The organism is Quadrisphaera sp. GCM10027208 (assembly GCF_042658805.1).
In the GTDB taxonomy this organism is placed as follows: Bacteria; Actinomycetota; Actinomycetes; order Actinomycetales; family SCSIO-59966; genus SCSIO-59966.
Genome location: NZ_JBHSRC010000004.1, coordinates 140,546 through 162,374, shown reverse-complemented (window position 1 = coordinate 162,374; position 21,829 = coordinate 140,546). Strand labels below are relative to the sequence as shown.

General features: G+C 75.2%; 21 protein-coding genes. 14 read left to right on the top strand and 7 right to left on the bottom strand.

The window, feature by feature from the left end; genetic code table 11:
- Positions 1-27 precede the first annotated feature (27 nt).
- From ACFP6A_RS08460 to ACFP6A_RS08450, 3 genes are read left to right on the top strand one after another with little or no spacing between them, the layout of a single operon-like run.
- Positions 28-441 (top strand): hypothetical protein, encoded by a 414-nt coding sequence (locus ACFP6A_RS08460; RefSeq protein WP_379603058.1) that lies wholly within the window; start codon positions 28-30, stop codon positions 439-441.
- A complete protein-coding gene (locus tag ACFP6A_RS08455) occupies positions 438-1,016 on the top strand; it encodes a hypothetical protein (RefSeq protein WP_379603057.1) in 579 nt (192 codons plus the stop codon). Before ACFP6A_RS08460 ends, ACFP6A_RS08455 begins: the two co-directional genes overlap by 4 nt.
- Positions 1,013-2,635: a hypothetical protein gene (locus ACFP6A_RS08450; protein ID WP_379603056.1), complete on the top strand. Its 1,623-nt coding sequence runs from the start codon at positions 1,013-1,015 to the stop codon at positions 2,633-2,635. Before ACFP6A_RS08455 ends, ACFP6A_RS08450 begins: the two co-directional genes overlap by 4 nt.
- Here the strand turns inward: ACFP6A_RS08450 and ACFP6A_RS08445 are convergent.
- From ACFP6A_RS08445 to ACFP6A_RS08430, 4 genes are all read right to left on the bottom strand, one after another.
- Positions 2,626-3,552 (bottom strand): MBL fold metallo-hydrolase, encoded by a 927-nt coding sequence (locus ACFP6A_RS08445; protein ID WP_379603055.1) that lies wholly within the window; start codon positions 3,550-3,552, stop codon positions 2,626-2,628. The two genes, ACFP6A_RS08450 and ACFP6A_RS08445, sit on opposite strands and share 10 nt — an antisense overlap.
- Positions 3,553-3,570: 18 nt before the next feature.
- Complete coding sequence (gene paaI / locus ACFP6A_RS08440) at positions 3,571-3,954, bottom strand: hydroxyphenylacetyl-CoA thioesterase PaaI (RefSeq protein WP_379603237.1); 384 nt, start codon at positions 3,952-3,954, stop codon at positions 3,571-3,573.
- Positions 3,955-4,033: 79 nt separating this feature from the next.
- Positions 4,034-5,596, bottom strand: a complete 1,563-nt coding sequence (locus ACFP6A_RS08435; protein ID WP_379603054.1) for a 3-hydroxyacyl-CoA dehydrogenase — start codon at positions 5,594-5,596, stop codon at positions 4,034-4,036.
- 26 nt (positions 5,597-5,622) lie between these two features.
- Positions 5,623-6,078, bottom strand: a complete 456-nt coding sequence (locus ACFP6A_RS08430; protein ID WP_379603236.1) for a DinB family protein — start codon at positions 6,076-6,078, stop codon at positions 5,623-5,625.
- 125 nt (positions 6,079-6,203) lie between these two features.
- Between ACFP6A_RS08430 and paaN the strand changes: the two genes are divergently transcribed.
- Positions 6,204-7,898, top strand: coding sequence for a phenylacetic acid degradation protein PaaN (paaN, locus tag ACFP6A_RS08425; RefSeq protein WP_379603235.1), 1,695 nt, complete (start codon positions 6,204-6,206; stop codon positions 7,896-7,898).
- 47 nt (positions 7,899-7,945) lie between these two features.
- Here the strand turns inward: paaN and ACFP6A_RS08420 are convergent, their stop codons facing one another.
- Complete coding sequence (locus ACFP6A_RS08420) at positions 7,946-8,332, bottom strand: phage holin family protein (RefSeq protein ID WP_379603053.1); 387 nt, start codon at positions 8,330-8,332, stop codon at positions 7,946-7,948.
- A 6-nt stretch (positions 8,333-8,338) separates the two neighbouring features.
- Positions 8,339-8,650, bottom strand: a complete 312-nt coding sequence (locus tag ACFP6A_RS08415; RefSeq protein WP_379603234.1) for an MFS transporter — start codon at positions 8,648-8,650, stop codon at positions 8,339-8,341.
- A gap of 115 nt (positions 8,651-8,765) precedes the next feature.
- Between ACFP6A_RS08415 and hisC the strand changes: the two genes are divergently transcribed.
- From hisC to ACFP6A_RS08390, 5 genes are all read left to right on the top strand, one after another.
- Entirely contained in the window at positions 8,766-9,845 is a 1,080-nt protein-coding gene (gene hisC, locus ACFP6A_RS08410; RefSeq protein ID WP_379603052.1) for a histidinol-phosphate transaminase, read from the top strand.
- Between the two features lie 199 nt (positions 9,846-10,044).
- A complete protein-coding gene (locus ACFP6A_RS08405) occupies positions 10,045-10,884 on the top strand; it encodes a hypothetical protein (RefSeq protein ID WP_379603051.1) in 840 nt (279 codons plus the stop codon).
- A 225-nt stretch (positions 10,885-11,109) separates the two neighbouring features.
- Positions 11,110-12,261 (top strand): pyruvate dehydrogenase (acetyl-transferring) E1 component subunit alpha, encoded by a 1,152-nt coding sequence (pdhA, locus tag ACFP6A_RS08400; protein WP_379603050.1) that lies wholly within the window; start codon positions 11,110-11,112, stop codon positions 12,259-12,261.
- Positions 12,262-12,266: 5 nt separating this feature from the next.
- Positions 12,267-13,238, top strand: coding sequence for an alpha-ketoacid dehydrogenase subunit beta (locus ACFP6A_RS08395; protein WP_379603233.1), 972 nt, complete (start codon positions 12,267-12,269; stop codon positions 13,236-13,238).
- A gap of 13 nt (positions 13,239-13,251) precedes the next feature.
- Positions 13,252-14,697 (top strand): dihydrolipoamide acetyltransferase family protein, encoded by a 1,446-nt coding sequence (locus ACFP6A_RS08390; protein ID WP_379603049.1) that lies wholly within the window; start codon positions 13,252-13,254, stop codon positions 14,695-14,697.
- Positions 14,698-14,939: 242 nt separating this feature from the next.
- Here the strand turns inward: ACFP6A_RS08390 and ACFP6A_RS08385 are convergent, their stop codons facing one another.
- The gene (locus ACFP6A_RS08385; RefSeq protein WP_379603048.1) at positions 14,940-15,758 is read right to left on the bottom strand and encodes a maleylpyruvate isomerase family mycothiol-dependent enzyme; all 819 of its coding nucleotides are present in this window, start codon (positions 15,756-15,758) and stop codon (positions 14,940-14,942) included.
- Positions 15,759-15,876: 118 nt separating this feature from the next.
- On the opposite strand from ACFP6A_RS08385, the gene ACFP6A_RS08380 reads away from it, so the two are divergent.
- The 5 genes from ACFP6A_RS08380 to ACFP6A_RS08360 are packed head-to-tail and all read left to right on the top strand — an operon-like array spanning position 15,877 to position 21,810.
- Positions 15,877-16,371, top strand: coding sequence for a hypothetical protein (locus tag ACFP6A_RS08380; protein WP_379603047.1), 495 nt, complete (start codon positions 15,877-15,879; stop codon positions 16,369-16,371).
- Between the two features lie 43 nt (positions 16,372-16,414).
- Complete coding sequence (locus ACFP6A_RS08375; RefSeq protein ID WP_379603046.1) at positions 16,415-17,218, top strand: carbon-nitrogen family hydrolase; 804 nt, start codon at positions 16,415-16,417, stop codon at positions 17,216-17,218.
- 4 nt (positions 17,219-17,222) lie between these two features.
- Positions 17,223-17,798 carry a copper resistance protein CopC gene (locus tag ACFP6A_RS08370; protein ID WP_379603045.1) on the top strand — a complete coding sequence of 192 codons (576 nt, stop codon included), beginning with the start codon at positions 17,223-17,225 and terminating at the stop codon, positions 17,796-17,798.
- Positions 17,795-19,756: a cytochrome c oxidase assembly protein gene (locus ACFP6A_RS08365; protein WP_379603044.1), complete on the top strand. Its 1,962-nt coding sequence runs from the start codon at positions 17,795-17,797 to the stop codon at positions 19,754-19,756. The genes ACFP6A_RS08370 and ACFP6A_RS08365 overlap by 4 nt, the downstream gene beginning before the upstream one ends.
- Complete coding sequence (locus ACFP6A_RS08360) at positions 19,753-21,810, top strand: S9 family peptidase (protein WP_379603043.1); 2,058 nt, start codon at positions 19,753-19,755, stop codon at positions 21,808-21,810. Before ACFP6A_RS08365 ends, ACFP6A_RS08360 begins: the two co-directional genes overlap by 4 nt.
- Positions 21,811-21,829 lie beyond the last annotated feature (19 nt).

The window sequence follows — 21,829 nt, the reverse complement described above, 5'->3', positions numbered from 1 at the left end:
CGCGGCGCCGGGGCGCGGTGGGTCCACGTGCCTAGCGTCGCCGCGGACGACGAGGAGGGCGGACCAGTGGGAGGGCCGGCAGTGGGGGACGGGGTGATCGTGGACGGGGTGATCGTGGACGGGGCGGGGGCCGAGGCGGGGCAGTGGCTCGCGCGCAGGGCGCTGGCCGGGCTGGACGGCGCCGCCGCCCGGTCGGTTCACGACGCGGCCCAGGAGGTCCGGTTGTGCCTGGCCGCGGTCCGGGGCCTCCGGGAGGTCCCCTGGCGCTCGGTGGCGGCCGAGGCGTTTCGCGCCGAGGTCGAGGGGCTCACCGCCGCGCTGAGCCGGGCCGCCGGCGACGTCCAGGACGCCTCCAGCGCGCTGAGAGCGCACGCCGACGCGGTCGAGGACCGGGCCAGGGAGCTCCTCGCGGTCTCCGGCCGGCCGGGTCGGACGCCGTGAGCGCCGTGCCCCGGGCGCGGATGTCCGCTGCGGCCTTCGCCGCGGTCGTCACGGCCGTCGACCACCACGCGGCGCAGGCCCGCGGCGGCTGCGGCGCGGCCGGCGCCGGGGTTCCCGGGGACCTGCCGGCGGACGTCGTCCGGGAGCTGGTTCGCAGCCGCCTCCTCGTCCGCTCCGGTGACGTCGGTCTCGCCGTCGACCCGGTGCTGGCCGGTCTGCTCGCCGTCCACCGCACCGCACCGGTCGCGGCCACCGCCGCCGTGGCCCGGGGCGGCGCGACGGTGCGCGTCGACGCCGGCCTGTGCCCCCCGGTCGCGGTGTGCGTGGCCTCGGCGACCCGGGGCGGCGACCTGCTCGACGCCGTGGAGGTGTCCGCGCCCGGTGTGGACGGCGTCGTCCCGGAGATCACCGGGCTCCTCACCGACGCCTCCGGTGGGCCGGAGGCTGTCTGGCTCGACGTCCGGTCCCGGCGTCGCCGCTGGGCCGGCCTCTGCCCGGGGGAGCCACCAGGCCTGCCGGGCCGCCGGCTGGCCGCCGCGCTGCTGGCCGCCCTCGAGGACGGTGAGCGCCGGTGACCGCCGACACCGGCGGGATCGTCGTCAGCGGCGGCGCGGGCGGGACCGCCGCGGACCTCGACGCCATGCTGCGGGCCGCAGCAGTGCTCGGGGACTGCGCCGACCGGCTGACCGCCGCCGGCGGACGCCTCACCGTCGCCGCCGGGCAGGTCCTCGACCCGGCGGCGATCGCACTGGACCCGGGCGGCTGGGTGCGAGCCGAGCAGCGGGTCGTCGCGGCCGCCGCGGACCTGGCCCGCCTCTCCGTGCGCGCTGGCGCGCTGGGCGCGGCCGTCCGGACCGCGGCGACCGGCTACCAGCGGGCCGACCGCCTCGTCGCCGAGGCCCTCGCCGCGGCCCGGGACAGGGTCGCCGGGTCCCTCGGCGAGCAGCTGCCGCGACTGGCGCTGCGCTTCCCGCTCGGCGCATTCGTGGTCGCCGGGGCCGCGGTCGCGGTGCCGGTCGCCGTCAGCACCGCGGACGTGATGGTCCCGGCCACCGTGGACCTGGTGGGGGACGTCGTCCGGGACGAGGTCGGCCCCGGTGGGCTGTCGGCCCGGCTCGCGGTCCTCGGGGGGCTCGGTGTCCGGGAGCTGCAGGACGACGGTGCGGCGGCCGGCGCCAAGGCGCTCGGCTGGCTCGCCCGGCACCCCGAGACGGCCGAGCACCTCGTCGCCGCGGCCCCGTCGTTCGCGGCCGGGGTGCTCCTGCTGCGCCGCTCCGGCACCGACCCGCGGGTGACGCTGCCCCGGCCCGAGGCGCAGGGGGCGCTGCCGCCGCAGGACGTGCCCGACCTGGCGGCGCTCGCTGCGGCCATCGGGTACGGCACCGGGCTGCTCGGCCGCGGGCCGGTCACGGTGCGACCCGCCCGGACTCCGCCGCCGCAGCCGGTGCGACCCCCGGCCGGGGTCGCCGACCTGGTCCGCGGCGCGGTGGCCCTGGCGCCGTCCCGGGACGGCTCCCTGCCCGGCGAGCCCGGCCGGATCCGGGTGCAGCGGGTCGAGCACGCCGGCACCCGGCGCGCCATCGTCTACGTGCCGGCCACCCAGACCTGGGACCTCGGGCACGGCACGAACCCGATGGACGCCACGAGCAACCTCGACGCCGTCGCCGGCATCCCCTCGGCCGCTGCCGAGGGTGTCGTCGGGGCACTGCGGTCCGCCGGCGTGGACCGTAGCGAGCCGCTGCTGCTTGTCGGGTACAGCCAGGGCGGGCTCACCTCGATGTCGCTGGCCACCGACCCCGGCTTCCGCGCCGAGTTCACCCCGACCGCCGTGCTCACCGTCGGCTCCCCGGTGGGCGCCTTCCCCGCCCCGGCGGACGTCGCGGTGCTGAGCATCGAGCACGCCGAGGACCTCATCACCGTCCTGGACGGCGCCCCGAACCCGGACGTGCCGACGTGGACGACCGTCCGCCGGGAGGTCCTCGACCCCGCCGGCGGCGACGACGTCGTCCGGGCGGCCGCCGCGACGAACCCGATGGCCGCGCACGGCGCCGACCCGTACGTGCTGACGGCCGAGCTGGCCGAGCGGACCGACCACCCCTCGGTGCGGGCCTGGACCGAGCAGGCCGAGCCGTTCCTCGACCGGGCCGGAGCGGTGACGTCGGCGAGCGACTGGGTCGCGGAGCGTCAGCCGTGACCCGGGTCGGCGCCGGGCGTCCCCGCCAGCACCCGGCGGAACGCCGTCCGGCAGGTGGCCGGGTCGAACGGCAGACCGGCCGCGGCTCGGTCCAGGACGTCGTCCGGCACGGTCGCCGCTCCGGCGACCGGCCCCGTGGCCAGTCCCGCGGCCCGCCCCGTGGCCAACCCCGTGGCCAGCTCGGCGGCCAGCTCCGTGGCCCGATCCGCCAGCCGCTGCAGGTCCGCGCGCTGGTCGTCCGCGACCTCCGCGCCGACCACGTCGCCGTGCCCCGGCACGACCGTGCGCGGCGGCCGGCCAGCCGCCCCCGCGAGCGCCCGCGCCAGCGTGACCGGCCACTCCAACGGGTACGCGTCGTCCATCGCCGGGTCGGCGCAGACCTCGACGAGGTCACCGGCGACGAGCACGCCGGCGTCGGGCACCTCGACGAGCAGGTCGTGGTCGGTGTGACCCCGGCCGTGGTACACGAGCAGCACGTGCCGGCCGCCGAGCTCGAGCCGGGTCCGCGCCGCCACCCGGTCGGTCGGGGGGACCAGCGGGGTGCTCGCGGCCTGCGCCGCCGCGACCGGGTCGCCGTCGCCGCGCAGGTACGCCACCGCGTCGGCCCGGCCGGCGTCGTCGAACCGGCCGGCCTCGTGACCGAGCACCCGGACGCCGGGGCCGGCGAACGCAGCGTTGCCGTACCAGTGGTCGAAGTGGTCGTGGGTGCAGGCCACCGTCCACGGCGCCGCGGTCAGCCGGCGGACAGCGTCCGCGAGCCGGCGACCCTGGGCCAGGGTGGCGCGGGTGTCGACGACGAGGCAGGAGTCGTCCCCCAGGACGACGGTGGCGTTGAGGTCGAGACCGGCGTGCCGGCGCACGAGCACCCCGGCCGCCACCTCGAGCCAGCCGGTGGCGTCGTCCTCGGTCCCGGGCACGTGACTGGCCGGTCCCGCTCAGACCAGCGGGCGGCCCAGGGACCGGGATCGTCCGGTGAACAGGGCCACGAGCGCCCCGTCGGACTCCCGCGTCACCCGGACCCGGGTGACCCCGTTGCGCCCGAACCGGACCTCCTCGACGGCCTCGGCGACGAGCACGTCGCCCTCGTAGGCCGGGGTCACCCAGGTGATGTCGGCGCTGGCCCCGACGGTGACCACCCCGCTGGAGTTGCACGCGAACGCGAACGCGCTGTCGCACAGGGCGAACAGCACGCCACCGTGGCAGCTGCGGTGCCCCTGCACCATGTCGGCCCGCACGGTCATCCGCAGGACGGCGCGGCCCGGGCCGACGTCGAGCAGCTCCATCCCCAGCGCCCGGCTGGCGTCGTCCGCGGCCCACATCGTCTCGGCGCTGCGTCGTGCGGTCTGCTCGGCGTCGTCCGGGTGCGCCGGGTCGGGGCCGGTCGAGCCGGCCCGGTCCTCAGAGGTCACGTAGGTTCACCCCAGCCCTCACCGACCGCGTCAGCGCCAGCCCGGCCCGGTAGCGGCCGGTCGGGAACGCGTCGTGCAGTCGCTCGATGATGGTCGCCACGGTCAGCTGACCGAGACGGTCGCCCCACTCCAGCGGCCCGGAGGGGTAGCCGGTCCCGAGCAGCATCGCCACGTCGACGTCCTCCGCGCTCGCCTCCCCGCGGGCGACGAGCTCCACCGCCTCGTTGACGAGCATCGCGACGGTACGCGCGACGACGCCGCCGGGGGAGTCCCCGACGACGCTGACCGCGGCGCCGGCCGCCTGGCACAGTCCGATCGCGGCGTCCAGGGACTCCTGCGGGGTGTCGGGGGAGGGGCTGAGCGCCACCCGCGTGCACGTCGCCGGGTCGTGCGCCCAGTCGAGCAGCACGACCGCGCCTCCCTCGCCCCACGTGGTCGTCGCGGACTCGCCCTGCTGCTCCAGGAGCATGGCGCCGCCGGGCAGCCGGATGCCGGGGTCGACGGAGATCTCGTCGTCGGACTCGTCCACGACCTCGAAGGCCACGCCGGCGGCGGCCGCGCGCGCCAGGAACGGCTCCATCACCGAGAAGCCACGGTCCTCGCCGTGCACCACCCGCTCCAGCACGGCGGGAGCGCTACGCCGCGGCGCGGTGGCGGGCTCGGCGTCCACCGCCTTGCCGTCGGCGTAACGGAACACGCCGTGACCGGTCTTGCGGCCGAGCCGGCCGGCGTCGACGAGCCGCTGCTGGAACACGGTCGGGGCGTAGCGGGGGTCGCCGAACGTCTGCTCCCACACCGACCGGGAGACGGCGAGGTTGACGTCCTGGCCGACCAGGTCGGTGAGCTCGAACGGCCCCATCGGGAAGCCTCCGGCCTCACGGAGCACGGCGTCGACGGTGGCGGGGTCGGCAACCCCCTCCTCGACCATCCGCTGCGCCTCGCCGTAGTACGGGCGGGCCACCCGGTTGACGATGAACCCCGGGGTGGACGTGCACACGACCGGCGTCTTGCCCCAGGCCCGGGCCAGCTCGGCAACGGCCTCGACGACCGCCGGCGCACAGGCGTCCCCGCGGACCACCTCGACCAGCCGCATCCGCTGCGCCGGGTTGAAGAAGTGCAGGCCGACGACCCGCTCGGGGTGGTCCAGCCCGGCCGCGATCGCGGTCACCGACAGCGAGGAGGTGTTCGTCGCCAGGACGGCGGCCGGGTCGACGAGGCGCTCGAGTGCGGCGAACAGGTCCCGCTTGACCTCGAGCCGCTCCACCACCGCCTCGACGACGACCCGGCAGCCCGCCAGGTCCTCCACCGAGAGCCCGGGGGTGAGCCGGGCGGTGACCGCGTCCGCCTCCTGCCCGGACAGCCGGCCCCTCTCGACGTCGTGGGCCAGGCGGCGTCCGACCTCCGCGACGGCCCGCTCCGCCGCCCCCGCCGCGGCGTCCACGACGGTGACCGGGTGACCCGCCCGGGCCGCGACCTCCGCGATGCCGGCCCCCATCGTGCCCGCGCCTAGGACGCCGACCGCTGCGCCGGCCGGGATCGTGTACTCGGTCACGGTGGCCGATCCTGGCACAGGCAGGCTCACTCCCCGGTGCTCCCGTCGAGACGCTCGCGCAGCAGGTCAGCGTGGCCGTTGTGCCGCGCATACTCCTCGATCATGTGCACGTAGATCCACCGCAGCGAGACCGGCTCCCCGCGGCGGGAACCGGTGGCGTTCAGATCGGGGTAGCGGCTCGCGATTTCCCGGCACACCTCGGCCTCGACCCGGTAGGCGGCGATGTCGGCCGCCGGATCGGCGGTCTCGGCATCGTCGAAGTCCCCGTCGGGATTGGCCTGCGACCAGTACCGGGGCGGGGCCTCCTCACCGGCGAGCACGCGTCGGAACCAGTGACGCTCGACGTCGGTCATGTGTCGCACCAGCCCCAGCAGGCTGAGCGTCGACGGCTCCACCGCGCGCCGCCGCAGCTGATCGTCATCCAGTCCGCTGCACTTCCACAGCAGCGTGGCCCGGTGCCAGTCCAGCCAGGCCTCCAGCATCGGCCGCTCGGCGGCCACGTACGGCGGGTCGGTACGGCTGTCGGTCGGGGGAATCACGGGCACGAGCCCGCACGCTACCGTCCGAACGGTCGGCCGGTTCTGGCTACAGTTGTTCCGTGTCGACGATGACGAGCTCGGTGGAGTCCCTGATCGACAAGCACCGCGAGGTGCTCGACCGCGCCCTGACCGCGATCGGAACCCGGGAGTACTGGTCCCGCTACCCGGAGTCTCCGTCGCCGCGGGTCTACGGGCAGGAGGCCGGTCCGGCCGGTGAGCGCGCCTACCGCGCCCACCTCGGTCAGCGGTTCGCAGCCCTCGCGGACCAGCCCCTGCTCGACGGGCGGGACGACGCGTGGGCCGGTTACGAGGTCTCCCCGTACGGGCCCGAGCTGGGCATCACCTACCCGCACTACGGCGAGGCGCAGCTCGACGAGCTGCTCGCCGCGGCATCGGCCGGGATCCCAGCCTGGCGCGACGCCGGCCCCCTGGCCCGCGCAGCGGTCTGCGTGGAGATCCTCGACCGGATCAACGCGCGCTCCTTCGAGATGGCCCACGCCGTCATGCACACCAGCGGCCAGCCGTTCGTGATGGCGTTCCAGGCCGCTGGGCCGCACGCGCAGGACCGCGCCCTCGAGGCCGTCGCCTATGCACTGTTCGAGCAGCGGCGGGTGCCCGAGGAGGTCGTCTGGGAGAAGCCGGGCAAGGACCAGCCGCTGCGGATGCTCAAGCGCTTCCACGTCGTCCCGCGCGGCGTCGGGCTCGTCATCGGCTGCAACACGTTCCCGACGTGGAACTCCTACCCCGGCCTGTTCGCGTCCCTGGCCACCGGCAACGCGGTCGTCGTCAAGCCGCACCCGCGGGCGGTGCTGCCGCTGGCGATCAGCGTCGCCGTCGCCCGGGAGGTGCTCGCCGAGGCCGGCTTCGACCCGAACCTCGTCGTCCTCGCCGCCGAGACCGACGGGGAGGGCCTGGCCAAGCCGCTCGCCCTGCACCCGAGCGTGCGCGTCGTCGACTACACCGGCGGCCCGCGCTTCGGGGCCTGGCTGGAGGAGAACGCCCGGCAGGCCGTCGTCTACACCGAGAAGGCCGGTCTCAACACGGTCGTCGTGGACTCCACCGACGACCTGGCCGGGATGACCGCGAACCTGGCGTTCTCCTTCACCCTGTACTCCGGGCAGATGTGCACCGCCCCGCAGAACGTCTACGTCCCCCGCGACGGGATCGACACCGACACTGGGCACCGGTCCTTCGACGAGGTCGCGGAGGCGATCGCGGACGCCGTCCGCAGGCTCACCGGCGACGACGCCCGCGCCGTCCAGCTGCTGGGCGCGGCCGCCAACCGGGACGTGGTCGCCCGCGCCGACGGCGCCGGCTCGCTGGGCCGGGCCGTGCTGGAGTCGCGGGCGGTCACCCACCCCGACTTCCCGGAGGCGACGGTACGCACCCCGGCTCTGGTCGCCGTGGACGCCTCCGACGAGGCCTACCTGTCGGAGTGCTTCGGGCCGGTCGCGTTCCTCATCGCCACCGACTCGACGCAGGAGTCGCTCAAGCGGTTCGTCGAGACCGCGCGTGAGCACGGCGCGATGACCGCTTCGGTGTACTCGACTCAGGAGTCCGTGCTGCAGGCCGCGGAGCAGGCCGCCCTGGACGCCGGTGCCTCGCTGTCGATGAACCTCACCGGGGCGGTGTACGTCAACCAGTCGGCGGCGTTCAGCGACTTCCACGGCACCGGGGCGAACCCGGCTGCGAACGCGACCCTCACCGACGGCCACTACGTCAGCGGCCGGTTCCGCGTCGTCCAGTCCCGCCGCCACATCTGATCAGCCGCGCCCTCCGAGGAGCGGCGCCCTCCGAGGATCGGCTCGGGTCAGTCGCGGTCGGGGAGGACGAGGTTGAGCACCATGCTGACGAACGTGACGACCACCGCCCCCAGCACCGCGCTCCAGAAGAAGTCGTCGACGGTGAAGGTCAGCGGCGTCGCCTGGGAGATCCACGACGTCAGCTCGAGCATCAGCGCGTTGACGATGAACGAGAACAGTCCCAGGGTCAGGATGTAGAGCGGCAGGGCGAGCAGCGCGACCACCGGCTTCACCACCGCGTTCACCAGTCCGAAGATGAGCCCGATGACGAGGAAGGTCAGCACCTGGTTGGCTAGGTCGGTGCCGGGGCCGGTGGCGGTGATGCCGGGGACGACGAGGGTCGCCACCCAGATCGCCAGGGCGTTGACGACGACCTTGATCAGAAAGTTCTTCATGGGCTCCTAGCCTGGCATGTCCTCCAGCTCCATCCCCTTCGTCTCCCGGACTGCTCTGGCGACGAACACGAACGAGACCGCGGCCATCACCGCGTACAAGCCGTAGGCGAACGTCAGCCCGACGTCGGCGAGGGCCGGGATCGTCGTGCTGACGGTGAAGTTCGCCAGCCTCTGCGCGGCGGCGACGACGGTGAGCGCCGCGGCCCGGGGCTCCCGGGCGTCTGCCGAAGAATGCTGGATCTGGCACAGCTTTGCCGGCACGTCTCGCCACCAAACCGTCAATGTGGCTACGCGGGGATCGGGGTGGCGGGATTGCATGATCACGACAGGAGGATGGGGGGCTGTGCGGGGGTGGCGGGATTCCATGATCACGAACGTTCCGGGGCCGGCGGGAGCACGCCCGCTGGAGGTGGGCCGTCGTAGGCTCCGGCGTATGAGCCGACCGGGACCCCGCATCCGCTCCGCCCTCGACGCGCTGCCGGCCTACCGGCCGGGGCGCCCGCCGCAGCCGCGGGAAGGGCTGACGAGTTACAAGATCTCCTCGAACGAGAACCCGTACCCGCCGCTGCCGTCGGTGCTCGAGGTCGCGCAGAAGGCCCTCGGGTCGATGAACCGCTACCCGGACATGTTCGCGACCGGGCTCGTCGACGCCCTGGCCGAGCACCTCGACGTCCCGGTCGACCACCTGGCCACCGGGACCGGCAGCGTCGGCGTCCTGGGCCAGATCCTGCAGGCCACCTGCGCCGACGGAGACGAGGTCGTCTACGCGTGGCGGTCGTTCGAGGCGTACCCGATCGTCGTCGGGATCTCTGGCGCGACGTCGGTGCAGGTGCCGCTGACCGCCGACGCCCGCCACGACCTGGACGCCATGGCGGACGCGATCACCGACCGCACCCGCCTGGTCATCGTCTGCTCGCCCAACAACCCGACCGGTCCGGCCGTGCACGCCGACGAGATCGAGCGGTTCCTCGCCCGGGTGCCGGGCGACGTCCTGGTCGTCATCGACGAGGCCTACACCGAGTTCGTCCGCGACCCGCAGACCCTCGACGCGCTGGAGGTCTACCGGGACCGGCCGAACGTCGCCGTGCTGCGGACCTTCTCCAAGGCCTACGGCCTGGCCGGCCTGCGGGTCGGCTACGCGGTCGCCCACCCACCGGTCGCCGAGGCGCTGCGCAAGACCGCCGTGCCGTTCGGGGTCCCCGGCGTCGCCCAGGAGGCCGCCGTCGCCTCGCTGCGCGCGGAGAAAGAGCTGCTCGAGCGGGTTGACGCCCTCGTTGAGGAGCGGGACCGGGTGCTGTCGGGGCTGCGGTCGCAGGGCTGGGACGTCCCGGATGCCCAGGGCAACTTCGTCTGGCTCGCGCTCGGCGACCAGACCGTCGACTTCGCCGCGATGTGCGAGCAGGAGGGGCTGACCGTCCGACCGTTCGAGGGCGAGGGGTGCCGCTGCTCGATCGGCGAGACCGAGGCGAACGACCGCCTGCTCGCCCTGGCGGCACGGTGGCGGCAGCGCTGAGCCGCACCCGAGGCTGCGTCGCCGGCTGAGGAGCCCCGCCCGCTGACGAGCACCGCAGGCGGACGACGTCCCGCCGGGCTCGTCCCGATTGGTGCCGACGTGGGGCTCAAGTCCGGCCCGTGAGCGGCCGAGGAGCAGGGGGAGCGGGTCCATGCACACGGATCCGAGTGGACTCCGGCGCGCCAAGGGGGTGGTCATCGTGGACGACGAGACCAGGACGTCCCGCCCGGCGCCCGCACGCTCCGCTGCCCTGCCGACCACGCTGGCCGCCGCCATCGCCTCGGGGTGCGTCGTGGCGCTCGGCCTCCTGGGTGCCGTGGCCGTCGGCGGCGGGGACCTGCCGAGCGCGACCGGGAGCCAGGCGCTGGCCGCACCCGGCGACGTCCTGCTCTTCGAGCCGCCCGACCGCGACGACGTCCCGGCCGGACGCCCACCGGCCGAGGCGCCCCCCGCCCCCGCGCCGGCCCCCGCCCCCGTGCCGGCTGCCTCGGCGAGCGCACCGGTCGTGGCCGCTCCTGCCGCCGCGACCCCCGAGGCGGTCGACCCCACCGCGGCCCCACCCGTGGTGCGGGCCGTGCCCGCGCTGCTCACCCGGGTCGTCCCGCCCCCTGAGGCCGAGCCGGCAGCGGCCGAGCCCCCTGTGGCCGAGCCGGCAGCGGCCGAACGAGCCGCAGGCAGGGATGACCGGAGCCGGGACCGGGGCCGGGACGACGACCGCCGCGAGCGAGGCTCCAGCGGTGAGGAGCGGACGACGACCCCGGCGCCCTCCGGCGAGCTGCGGCTCGCCACCGCCGCCACCAGCTCCGACGCCGATGACGGCAAGCGCGGGGATGGCAGGCCCGGGGACGGCAGGCGCTGGCACGACCGGCGCGACGACGACAAGCGCTGGGACGCCAAGGGTTCCGGAGCATGGAAGCAGCCCGCCCCCCACCGCGCGTCCGCAGGCAAGCACGAGACCCGGGGCCGGTCCTGGTCGGTGCACCGCGAGCGCTCCGACCGCGGCCACTCCGACCGGGACGGGCGCGGCCGCCGCGGCTGACGCCGGGCCAGGCCGTCGCCACCGGTGCACGCTCGCCCAGCCCGGCGCCGTCCCGGTGGGTGACGGCGCACCGGCGTTCCGTCGTCCCCTCCCGGCCGATACGGTGGGCCTGGCGCCTGTGAGCGGCGCCACGCCCCGGCCCGGCCTACCCGGCGCAGGCACGGGGCGACCGGCAGCGCCGGCCGGTGGGCGATCCCCGGGGCCGGCACCGACGAAGGAGAGCACGTGACCGACAGCGTCGTCGGCACGAGGACGGTCCGCCACGACGGACCGGAGCTCGTGCAGCTCCTCACTCCCGAGGGCGAGAGGGTCGAGCACCCGGAGTACTCCGACTACGCCGCCCACCTCGGCCCCGAGGACCTGCGCGGTTTCTACCGCGACCTCGTCCTGGTCCGACGGGTGGACGCCGAGGCGACGGCGCTGCAGCGGCAGGGTGAGCTCGGGCTGTGGGCCAGTCTTCTCGGCCAGGAGGCCGCCCAGATCGGCTCGGGCCGGGCGACCCGCCCGCAGGACTACGTGTTCCCGACCTACCGCGAGCACGGCGTCGCCTGGTGCCGCGGGGTGGACCCGGTGACCCTGCTCGGGCTGTACCGGGGGGTGAACCTCGGCGGCTGGGACCCCCACCAGAACCACTTCCAGCTCTACACGATCGTCATCGGCGCGCAGACCCTGCACGCGACCGGGTACGCCATGGGGGTCCAGCGCGACGGCGCGGTGGGCACCGGCGACCCGGACCGCGACACCGCGGTCATCGCCTACTTCGGGGACGGCGCGACCTCCCAGGGCGACGTCAACGAGGCGTTCGTCTTCGCCGCCGTGACCAACGCGCCCGTGGTGTTCTTCTGCCAGAACAACCAGTGGGCGATCTCCGAGCCGAACGAGCGCCAGACGCGGGTACCGCTGTACCAGCGCGCCAGCGGCTTCGGGTTCCCCGGCGTCCGGGTCGACGGCAACGACGTGCTCGCCGTCTACGCGGTGACGAAGGCCGCGCTCGACCGCGCCCGCTCCGGCGACGGGCCGATGTTCATCGAGGCCTTCACCTACCGGATGGGTGCCCACACGACGTCCGACGACCCGACCCGCTACCGGATCGCCGCCGAGGTCGAGGAGTGGAAGCTCAAGGACCCGATCGCCCGGCTCAAGGCGTACCTGTCCCGCGGCGGCCACGCCGACGCGGAGTTCTTCGACGCCGTCGACGCCGAGAGCGACGAGATCGCCACCCACGTGCGCAGCGGCTGCCTCGCGCTGCCCGACCCGGAGCCCGAGTCGATGTTCGACCACGTCTACGCCGACCCCCACCCCCTGCTCGAGGAGGAGCGGGAGTGGTTCCGCGGCTACCACGCCTCGTTCGCGGCCGGTGAGGAGGTGGCCCGGTGACCCAGATGACCATCGCCAAGGCCGTCAACAGCGGACTGCGCCGGGCGATGGAGGACGACCCGAAGGTGCTCGTCATGGGTGAGGACGTCGGCAAGCTCGGCGGCGTCTTCCGGGTCACCGACGGCCTGCAGAAGGACTTCGGGGAGGACCGGGTCATCGACACCCCGCTCGCCGAGTCCGGCATCGTCGGGACGGCGATCGGCCTGGCGCTGCGCGGATTCCGCCCCGTCGCCGAGATCCAGTTCGACGGCTTCATCTACCCGGCCTACGACCAGATCGTCTCCCAGCTGGCGAAGATGGGGTACCGCTCGGCCGGCTCGGTGCGGCTGCCCGTCGTCATCCGGGTCCCCTACGGCGGCGGCATCGGCGCCGTCGAGCACCACAGCGAGTCGCCCGAGGCGTACTTCGCGCACACCGCGGGCCTGCGGGTCGTGACGTGCTCCACCCCCGCCGACGCGTACTGGATGATCCAGGACGCCATCGCCAGCGACGACCCGGTGATGTTCTTCGAGCCCAAGCGGCGGTACTGGGACAAGGGCGACGTCGACGTCGACGGCGGCTCCGACCGGGCCCCCCTGCACCAGGCGCGCGTCGTCCGGCCGGGGTCACAGGTCACCGTCGCCGCCTACGGACCGATGGTGAAGACCGCGCTGCAGGCCGCGGAGGCCGCCGCGCAGGAGGGCAAGGACGTCGAGGTCATCGACCTGCGCTCGCTGTCCCCCCTGGACGTCGACGCGGTCGAGGAGTCGGTCCGGCGCACCGGCCGGCTGGTCACCGTGCACGAGGCCCCGGTGTTCCTCGGTCTCGGCGCCGAGCTCGCCGCCCGGGTCACCGAGCGCTGCTTCTACTCCCTGGAGGCCCCGGTGCTGCGCGTCGGCGGGTTCCACATCCCGTACCCGCCCAGCCGGGTCGAGGAGGAGTACCTGCCCGACCTGGACCGGGTGCTCGACGCCGTCGACCGCTCGCTGGCGTTCTGAGAGAGGGGGGACCGTGCCCGACATCAAGCAGTTCCGCCTCCCCGACGTCGGGGAGGGCCTGACCGAGGCCGAGATCGTCTCCTGGCGCGTCCGGCCCGGCGACACCATCAAGGTCAACCACCCCGTCGTGGAGATCGAGACCGCCAAGTCCCTCGTCGAGCTGCCCTCGCCGTACGCCGGGGTGGTCACCGACCTGCTCGTCGAGGAGGGGCAGACGGTCGAGGTCGGGACGCCGATCATCGCGATCGACGTCGACCCGGACGGCGCCCCGTCCGCCGGCAGCCCCGCCGGGATGCCGGCCGCGGCCGCCGAGACCGTCCCGTCGTCCCCGTCGCAGGTGGAGACCCCGCCGGCCGAGGGGGCGGTCGAGCCGGGCATGGTCGGTGGGCCGGTGTCCGGGGGGCGGCAGTCCGTGCTCGTCGGCTACGGCCCGCGCACCACCGAGGCGAAGCGTCGCCCGCGCAACGTCGCCGCCGTCCCCGCCGCGCCGACTGCGCCCGCTGCGCCGACTGGGCCGGCGGACGGCGAAGCACCCTTCTCCGAGCAGGTGGCCCCCGAGCAGGTCGAGCCGGCGCCGTCCGGGGGCTCCCGGGTGCTGGCCAAGCCCCCGGTCCGCAAGCTCGCCAAGGACCTCGGGATCGACCTGTCCGCCGTCCGGCCCACCGGCCCGGGCGGGATCGTGACCCGCGACGACGTGCTGGCCGCCGCCGACGGCGGCGCGCCGGCGCCGTCCGGGGGTACCTCGGCCGTCGAGGGCCGCCGGGAGACCCGGGTCCCGGTCAAGGGCGTGCGGCGGATGACCGCCCAGGCCGTCACCCGCAGCGCGTTCACCGCCCCGCACGTCACCGAGTTCGTCCAGGTCGACGTCACCCGGACGATGAAGCTCGTCGACCGGCTGCGCGCCGACCGCGAGTTCGACGGGGTGCGGGTGTCCCCCCTGCTCGTCGTCGCCAAGGCGCTGCTCATCGCCGTCCGTCGAAACCCGGACATCAACGCATCCTGGGACGAGGACGCCCAGGAGATCGTCCTGAAGCACTACGTCAACCTCGGCATCGCCGCCTCCACCCCGCGCGGCCTCGTCGTCCCGAACATCAAGGACGCCGACCGGATGTCGCTGCGCGAGCTGGCCGAGGCGCTCGGCGAGCTGACCCGGCGCGCCCGGGAGGGTCTCACCCAGCCGGCTGAGATGGCCGACGGGACGATCTCCATCACGAACGTCGGGGTGTTCGGTGTCGACACCGGGACGCCGATCCTCAACGCCGGGGAGGCCGCGATCCTGTGCTTCGGGCAGGTCCGGCAGATGCCGTGGGTGCACAAGGGCAAGGTCCGGCCGCGGTGGGTGACCCAGCTCGGGCTGTCCTTCGACCACCGGCTCGTGGACGGCGACCTGGGCTCCCGGGTGCTCGCCGACACCGCCGCCGTCCTCGAGGACCCCGCCCGGGCCCTCGTCTGGGGCTGACCCCCGGGCTCACCCTGCGCTAACCCTGCACTCTCCCCGTTGGTGATCATGCAATCCCGCCACCCCAGGGGCCACCCCCAGGGGCCACCCCCAGGCCCCACCTCCAGCCCGCAGAATGCTGGGTTGGTGGCGCGACACGCCGGCTGCGCCGCGCCAAAGCCAGCATTCTGTGGGTGCCGTGGGAGGTCTGTGGGCGCCGCGGGACGCGTCGCGGGAGGCGCCACGTCGGCGTCCCGGCAGGGTTACGGGGTCACGGCCATCGCCTCGAGCACCCGGCTGGCGAGCGCGGTGTCACCGTCGACCTCGACGGGCGTGCCAGCGCTAGGCCACCGGCCGCAGCTGCGTCGCATGAACGCCTCCGTGGTCAGGGTCAGCACCGCGTCCGGCGTGGGTGGCTCGTCCGGCAGCACGACTCCGGCCGGGCGGCCGTCGTCCCCCGCCGCGACGGTGACGGCGTCCCGGAACCCGCCGGCACCCTGGACGTCGAGGACGACCACGCGGCCGGGCTCGACCCGGGCACCGCGCGCGACGACCCGTGGCAGCCCGCGACGGATCCACTCCACCGCGACCGCGGCCGCCGCCGATTCGAGGTCCCCGGGCCGGTCGAGCGCCCGTCGGACGTCCTGCTCGTGGGTCCACACGTCGAAGGTCCGCATCCGCAGCACGTCGACAAGCGCCATGGTGCTGCCGAGCGGGCTGACGGTGGGGGCACGCGGGTCGACGTCCGGACGGTGCAGCGCCTCGAGTCGCGCGGCGCGCACGGTCTCCAGCTCGTCGACCACCTGGGGGCCCGGGACGCCGCGGCGCAGGTCCACCGCCACCTCCACGCGCCGTCCGAGCTCGCCGTGCACGTGCGGCAGGTCGGGCACCTCGTGGTGCGGCTCCGGCTCCCCCTGCATCCAGCGCTCAACGCCGACGACGTGACTCAGCTGGTCCTTCACGGTCCAGCCGGGGCACTCGGTGGCTTGCGTGAAGTCGTCGTCGGAGCACCGGCGGCCGAGGTCCACCAGTGCCTGCGTGGCCTGGGCCCAGGCGGCGACCACGTCGTCGTACTCGCTCACGCTGGGGACCATAGTGCGCCGGCGACGCTCACGGCGCCGTCCCGGCGCAGCGATACCACGCGAACCTCGAGCCCGGTGCGCTCACACCAGCTCGGCCACCAGCCGTACGGTGAGTGCCGTGAGGGAGGAGTGGCCGGACCAGCAGGTCCAGGACGCCGTGGACGTGGCAGTGAGCGCCGCCAGGGGCTCGGGCCGTTCGGGCGGCCGACTCGTTGCTGACGCGCGCGCAGCGGGCGGCTACCTGGGAGTGGTGACCTTGTCCCCCGTCTCTTGGTCCCCCGTCTCCCGCTGGGCGCTCGTCGTCCTTGTCACCCCGGTCGCGGGCGTGCCGACCCCGATGACGCTCCACACGGTCATTCCCATCGACCGCACCGAGTACTTCGCGCAGGGGGCGGGGTGGTGGCCCCAGCCCGGCATGCCGCACTGGTGCTGGGCGGTGGGCCGCCTGGGGGAGGCTCCCGAGACGGTTCACGTCAGAGCGCGCGTGGGTGAGCAGGTCAGCGCGGTAGAGAGCTCCCCTGACGGGTGGTTCGCACACCTCGCCACTCAGCCGTACCCGTCGGCCGCTGTGGAGGTCGAGGTCAGCGAGCGCGGCGGTTGGCGAGGCCTGTGAGTGGGCCGGTGCTAGCGGAGCGCGGCGTCGTAGCCTCGAGGCCATGCGCATCCGCGTGATCCAGCTGGCCTACACCGACGACGAGCCGGTCGACGAGCGCCGCGCGCGGGTCGCTGACCTGGTCCGCCAGCAGCGCGGCGCCGACCTCGTCGTGCTGCCCGAGCTGTGGGCGCCCGGCGGGTTCTCCTACCGGGAGTGGCCGGAGCGCGCCGAGCCCCTCGACGGGCCCACGGTCACCGCGGTCGCGGACGCGGCGCGGGAGATCGGCGCCGTCGTGCACGCCGGCTCGATCATCGAGCAGGCCGACGAACCCGGCCCCGAGGGCCGCGGCCGCTGGAACACCTCGGTGCTGCTCGGCCCGGACGGCAGCCGGCTGGCCGTCTACCGCAAGATCCACCGGTTCGGTTTCGGGGCCGGCGAACCGCACCTGCTCGAGGCCGGCCAGGACGTCGTGACGGTGCCGCTGCCCGGCCACGGCCCGGACGCCGTCCTGGGCCTGAGCACCTGCTACGACCTGCGGTTCCCCGAGCTGTACCGGGCGCTGCTCGACGCCGGCGCCACGGTGCTCGTCGTCCCCGCGGCCTGGCCGGCCGCCCGGGTCGGCCACTGGTCCGTGCTGGCCCGGGCCCGGGCGATCGAGAACCAGTGCGTCGTCGTCGCCGCCAACACCGCCGGCACCCACGCCGGCACCCCGATGGGTGGCGCCAGCGCCGTCATCGGACCCCGCGGTGAGGTCCTCGCCGAGGCCGGAGACGCCGAGGAGGTCCTCGACGTCGACGTCGACCTCACCGACGTCGTCCGGGCCCGCCGGTCCTTCCCGGTGCTCGAGGACCGCCGCCTACGCTGAGCGGGTGCCGAACCGCGCCGTCCTCACGGCAGCCGCCGCGCTCGTCGTCCTGCTGCTGACGCCGTCCGCGGCCGCTGCCTCGACCACGGTCGTCGAGGTGGAGCCGGCCAACGGCGCCACCCTCGACCATGCGCCGGGCGCGGTGACACTGACGTTCGACGCCGACCTGGACCCCGCCCGGTGCTCGGCGTCCCTCACCCCGCCCGGCCAGGACGACCGGGACGCCGTGGCAAGGGTCGACGGGCCACGGCTCGTCGTCGAGGTGCCCACCTCCGCCGAGGGGGACTACGTCGTCTCCTACACGGTGGCCGCTGCCGGGGCGGACGTCGGGGAGGGCGAGGTGAGCGGCTCGGTGGGGTTCACCGTCGCCGCGGACGGCGCGACCACACAGACCGGCGGGACGGCGCCGTGGACGCTCGCGGCCGTCGCCGTCGTCGCCGGGCTGATCGCGGTGCTGCTGCTCACCGTCCGCGGCTGGCGGACCTCCCGTGAGCGGGCCGAGGAGCCCCGTTCCGACGACACCGGCGGACGGCCGGACGACGACCCCCACCCGGACGACCGTCCCGGGGAGCGCACGTGACCAGTCTGCGGGGGCCCCTGCTCGCCCTGCCCGCCCTGCTCGTCACCGCGTTCGTCGCGATGGCCCTCACCGGGGCCACCGCCGAGCAGCTGCTCGCCGACCCGGGCGCCGCCGTCCGGTGGGGGCTGCCCGCCGCCCGCGGCGTCGCCGACCTCGCGCTCGCCGCCACCGTCGGGGCGTTCCTGCTCGTGGCCGCCGTCCTGCCGCCCCGTTCCCCGGCAGTGCCGCGGGCGCTCACCGTCGGCCGGGCCGCGGCGGTGACGTGGACGCTGGCCTCGGTCGCCGCGCTCGTCCTCGGCTACGCCGACGTCGCGGGCCGGCCGCTCGGCGTCGCCGGGTTCGGCTCCGAGCTCGGCTTCTACCTCACCGAGATCGACCTCGGCCGGATGCTGCTGCTGGCCACGGTGCTGGCGGCGGTCATCGCCACCGCCGCGATGGCGGTCTCCGGCCCGGTCGGCTCGGCGTGGCTGCTCGCCGGGATCGCGGTCGCGCTCGTGCCGATCGCCCTCACCGGCCACGCCGCGGGGGCCGCTGACCACGAGACGGCGGTCAGCGGCTGGTGGCTGCACCTGCTCGGCGTGTCGGCCTGGGCCGGTGGGCTCGGCGTCCTCGCGGCCCTCGCCGGCTCGCTCGGCCGCGACCTGCCCGCGGCGGCCCGCCGCTACTCGACCGTCGCCGGGTGGGCGTTCGTCGTCGTCGCGGTCTCCGGGCTCGCCAACGGCTCGCTGCGTCTCGACGGCCTCGCCGACCTGGCCACCCCGTACGGGCTGCTGCTCGTCACCAAGGTGGTCGCCACGGTCGCCCTCGGCGCAGCCGGCTGGTGGCACCGGCGCGCCCTGCTCGGACGCCTCGACCAGCCGGGGCCGCGGTCAGCGTTCTGGCGGCTCGTCACCGGTGAGGTGGTCCTCATGGCCGCCGCCGCCGGGCTCGGCGTCGCGCTGTCCCGGACGGCGCCGCCGGTGCCGCAGGCGCCGCCCACCGACCCCACCCCGGCCGAGCTGCTCACCGGTGCGCCGCTGCCCCCGCCGCTGACCGCGCAGCGCTGGCTGACCGAGTGGAACCCGGACATCCTGTGGGTCACGGTCGCCGGCGCCCTCGCCGTCGCCTACCTGGTCGGCGTCCGGCGGCTGCGGGCCCGGGGGGACCGGTGGCCGGTGCACCGCACCCTGCTCTGGCTCACCGGACTGCTCGCGCTGCTCTACGTCACCGGCGGCGCCCCCGCCGTCTACGGCCGCACCCTGTTCAGCATCCACATGGTCCAGCACATGGCGCTGAGCATGGTCGTGCCGCCGCTGCTCGTCGTCGGGGCCCCGGTCACGCTCGCGATGCGCGCGCTGCCGCGGCGGCGGGACGGCTCTCGCGGACCGCGGGAGTGGCTGCTCGCCGTCGTCGAGTCACGCTGGGTGAGGTTCGTGTCCCACCCCGTCGTGGCCGCCGTCGTGTTCGCCGGCAGCATCGTCGCCTTCTACTACTCCGAGCTGTTCGAGCTCGCGCTGTCCACCCACGTGGGGCACGAGCTGATGATGATCCACTTCCTGCTCGCCGGGTACCTGTTCGCCAACGCGCTCATCGGCGTCGACCCCGGCCCGTCCCGACCGCGCTACCCGCTGCGGATCCTGCTGCTGTTCGCGACGATGGCGTTCCACGCGTTCTTCGGCGTCTCCCTCCTCGGCAGCGAGACCCTGCTGGCCGCCGACTGGTTCTCCTCGACCGGGTGGGGCATCGACGCCCTGGCCGACCAGCAGGAGGGCGGTGCGATCGCGTGGGGGATCGGCGAGCTGCCGACCCTGCTGCTCGCCATGACCGTCGCGGTGCAGTGGGCCCGCAGCGACGAGCGCGAGGCCCGGCGCCGCGACCGCGCCGCCGACCGCGACCACGACCAGGACCTCGGGCAGTACAACGCCATGCTCGCCCGCCTCGCCGAGCGCGACACGGAGCGTGATAGGCAGTCCCTGTGAGTCCCGCAGAACACCCCTTCACCAGCCTCGACGACTACGTCGCCCTGCCTCGGGTCAGTGGCCTGGCGCTGTCACCGGACGGGCGACGCGTCGTCGTCGGCGTCGCCACCCTCGACCGCAAGCGGACCCGGTACGTCACCGGGCTGTGGGAGGTCGACCCGGACGGCGAGCGGCCGGCCCGCCGGCTCACCCGCAGCGCCAAGGGCGAGTCCGGGGCGGCGTTCACGCCGTCCGGGGACCTGCTGTTCGTCTCCGCCCGTCCGGACGCCGAACCGCAGGACGACGGGGACGACGAGGTGCCGGCCCTGTGGCTGCAGCCCGCCGGCGGCGGTGACGCCCGGGTGGTGGTGACCCGTCCCGGCGGGGTCGGCGGCGTCCGGGTGGCCCGCGAGGCCGGCACCGTCGTCCTGGCCTCCTCCACGCTGCCGTCGGCCACCGACGCCGAGTCGGAGCAGAAGGCCCGCAAGAACCGCAAGGACGCGAAGGTCTCCGCCGTCCTGCACGAGGAGTACCCGGTGCGGTACTGGGACCACGACCTCGGCCCCGACCGGCCCCGGCTGTTCACCGCGGACCTGCCCGCGGACCTTGCCACCGGTGACGAGCGGCTCGAGCTGCGCGACCTCACCGGCCACGCCGGCCGCGCCCTGCAGGCCGAGGCGTCCTGGGACGTCACCCCGGACGGCGCGACCGTCGTCAGCACGTGGACCGTCCCCGAGCCGCGTGGCTCGGAGCGGTCCACGGTCGTCGCTCTCGACGTGGCTACCGGGCAGCGGCGGGTGCTGTGCGACGACCCGGACGTCGAGTACTCCGACCCCGTGGTGTCCCCGGACGGCCGGCACGTCGCGGTGGTCGCGTTCCGCCGCTCGACACCGGACGTGCCGCCCGACAGCTGGCTCGCCGTCGTCCCGCTCGCCGGCGGCCAGGTGCGGGCGCTGACCCAGGACTGGGACCGCTGGCCGCACTCGGCGCAGTGGACGCCCGACGGCTCCGCGCTCGTCGCGGTCGCCGACGACCAGGGCCGCGCCCCGCTGTTCCGCGTCGACGTCGCCACCGGCGAGGTCACTCGGCTCACCGCGGACGACGGCGCGTACAGCGACGCGCGGGTCTCCCCCGACGGGCGGTGGGTGTACGCCCTGCGCTCCGCGGTCGACGCGCCGGCCGCGCCGGTCCGGGTCCCCCTGGACGCCGGCTCCGCGGCGCCGGCGCAGCCGGAGGCGCTGCGCGGCCCGGCACCGGCGCCCACGCTGCCAGGGCGGGTCGAGGAGGTCACCACGACCGCCGAGGACGGCACCGCGCTGCGGGCGTGGCTCGCCCTGCCGGACGGGGCGTCGGCGTCGGAGCCGGCACCGCTGCTGCTGTGGATCCACGGCGGCCCGCTCGGGTCGTGGAACGCGTGGTCCTGGCGGTGGAACCCGTGGCTCGCGGTCGCCCGCGGCTACGCCGTCCTGCTGCCCGACCCGGCGCTGTCCACCGGCTACGGCGTCGAGTTCGTCCGCCGCGGCTGGGGCGCCTGGGGCGCCGCCCCGTACACCGACCTGCTCGCCGTCACCGACGCCGCCGAGGCCCGCGACGACGTCGACGAGACTCGTACCGCGGCGATGGGCGGCTCCTTCGGCGGCTACATGGCGAACTGGGTCGCCGGCCACACCGACCGGTTCCGCGCGATCGTCACGCACGCGTCGCTGTGGGCCCTCGACCAGTTCGGACCGACCACGGACGCGGCCTACTACTGGAAGCGTGAGATGACCGAGGAGATGGCCCTGGCCAACTCCCCGCACCGGTTCGCCGACCAGATCACCACCCCCGTGCTCGTCGTCCACGGCGACAGGGACTACCGGGTCCCGATCGGTGAGGGCCTGCGGCTGTGGTGGGACCTGGTGTCCCGCTCCGAGGACCCGGAGGGCCGCAGCCCGCACAAGTTCCTGTACTTCCCCGACGAGAACCACTGGGTGCTCACGCCGAACCACGCCAAGGTCTGGTACGAGACGGTGTTCGCGTTCCTCGGCCACCACGTGCTCGGTCAGGAGTGGCAGCGGCCGGAGATGCTCGGCTGAGGCATCGCTGACCTCCCGC

What these genes read in the sequence shown, in the direction of transcription:
- ACFP6A_RS08395 (WP_379603233.1), top strand. Translation starts at nt 12,267, where the DNA reads ATGACCATCGCCAAGGCCGTCAACAGCGGACTGCGCCGGGCGATGGAG.
- ACFP6A_RS08375 (WP_379603046.1), top strand. Translation starts at nt 16,415, where the DNA reads ATGCGCATCCGCGTGATCCAGCTGGCCTACACCGACGACGAGCCGGTC.
- paaI (WP_379603237.1), bottom strand. Translation starts at nt 3,954, where the DNA reads ATGTGGGCCGCGGACGACGCCAGCCGGGCGCTGGGGATGGAGCTGCTC.
- ACFP6A_RS08430 (WP_379603236.1), bottom strand. Translation starts at nt 6,078, where the DNA reads ATGCTGGAGGCCTGGCTGGACTGGCACCGGGCCACGCTGCTGTGGAAG.
- ACFP6A_RS08415 (WP_379603234.1), bottom strand. Translation starts at nt 8,650, where the DNA reads ATGCAATCCCGCCACCCCGATCCCCGCGTAGCCACATTGACGGTTTGG.
- hisC (WP_379603052.1), top strand. Translation starts at nt 8,766, where the DNA reads ATGAGCCGACCGGGACCCCGCATCCGCTCCGCCCTCGACGCGCTGCCG.
- ACFP6A_RS08420 (WP_379603053.1), bottom strand. Translation starts at nt 8,332, where the DNA reads ATGAAGAACTTTCTGATCAAGGTCGTCGTCAACGCCCTGGCGATCTGG.
- paaN (WP_379603235.1), top strand. Translation starts at nt 6,204, where the DNA reads ATGACGAGCTCGGTGGAGTCCCTGATCGACAAGCACCGCGAGGTGCTC.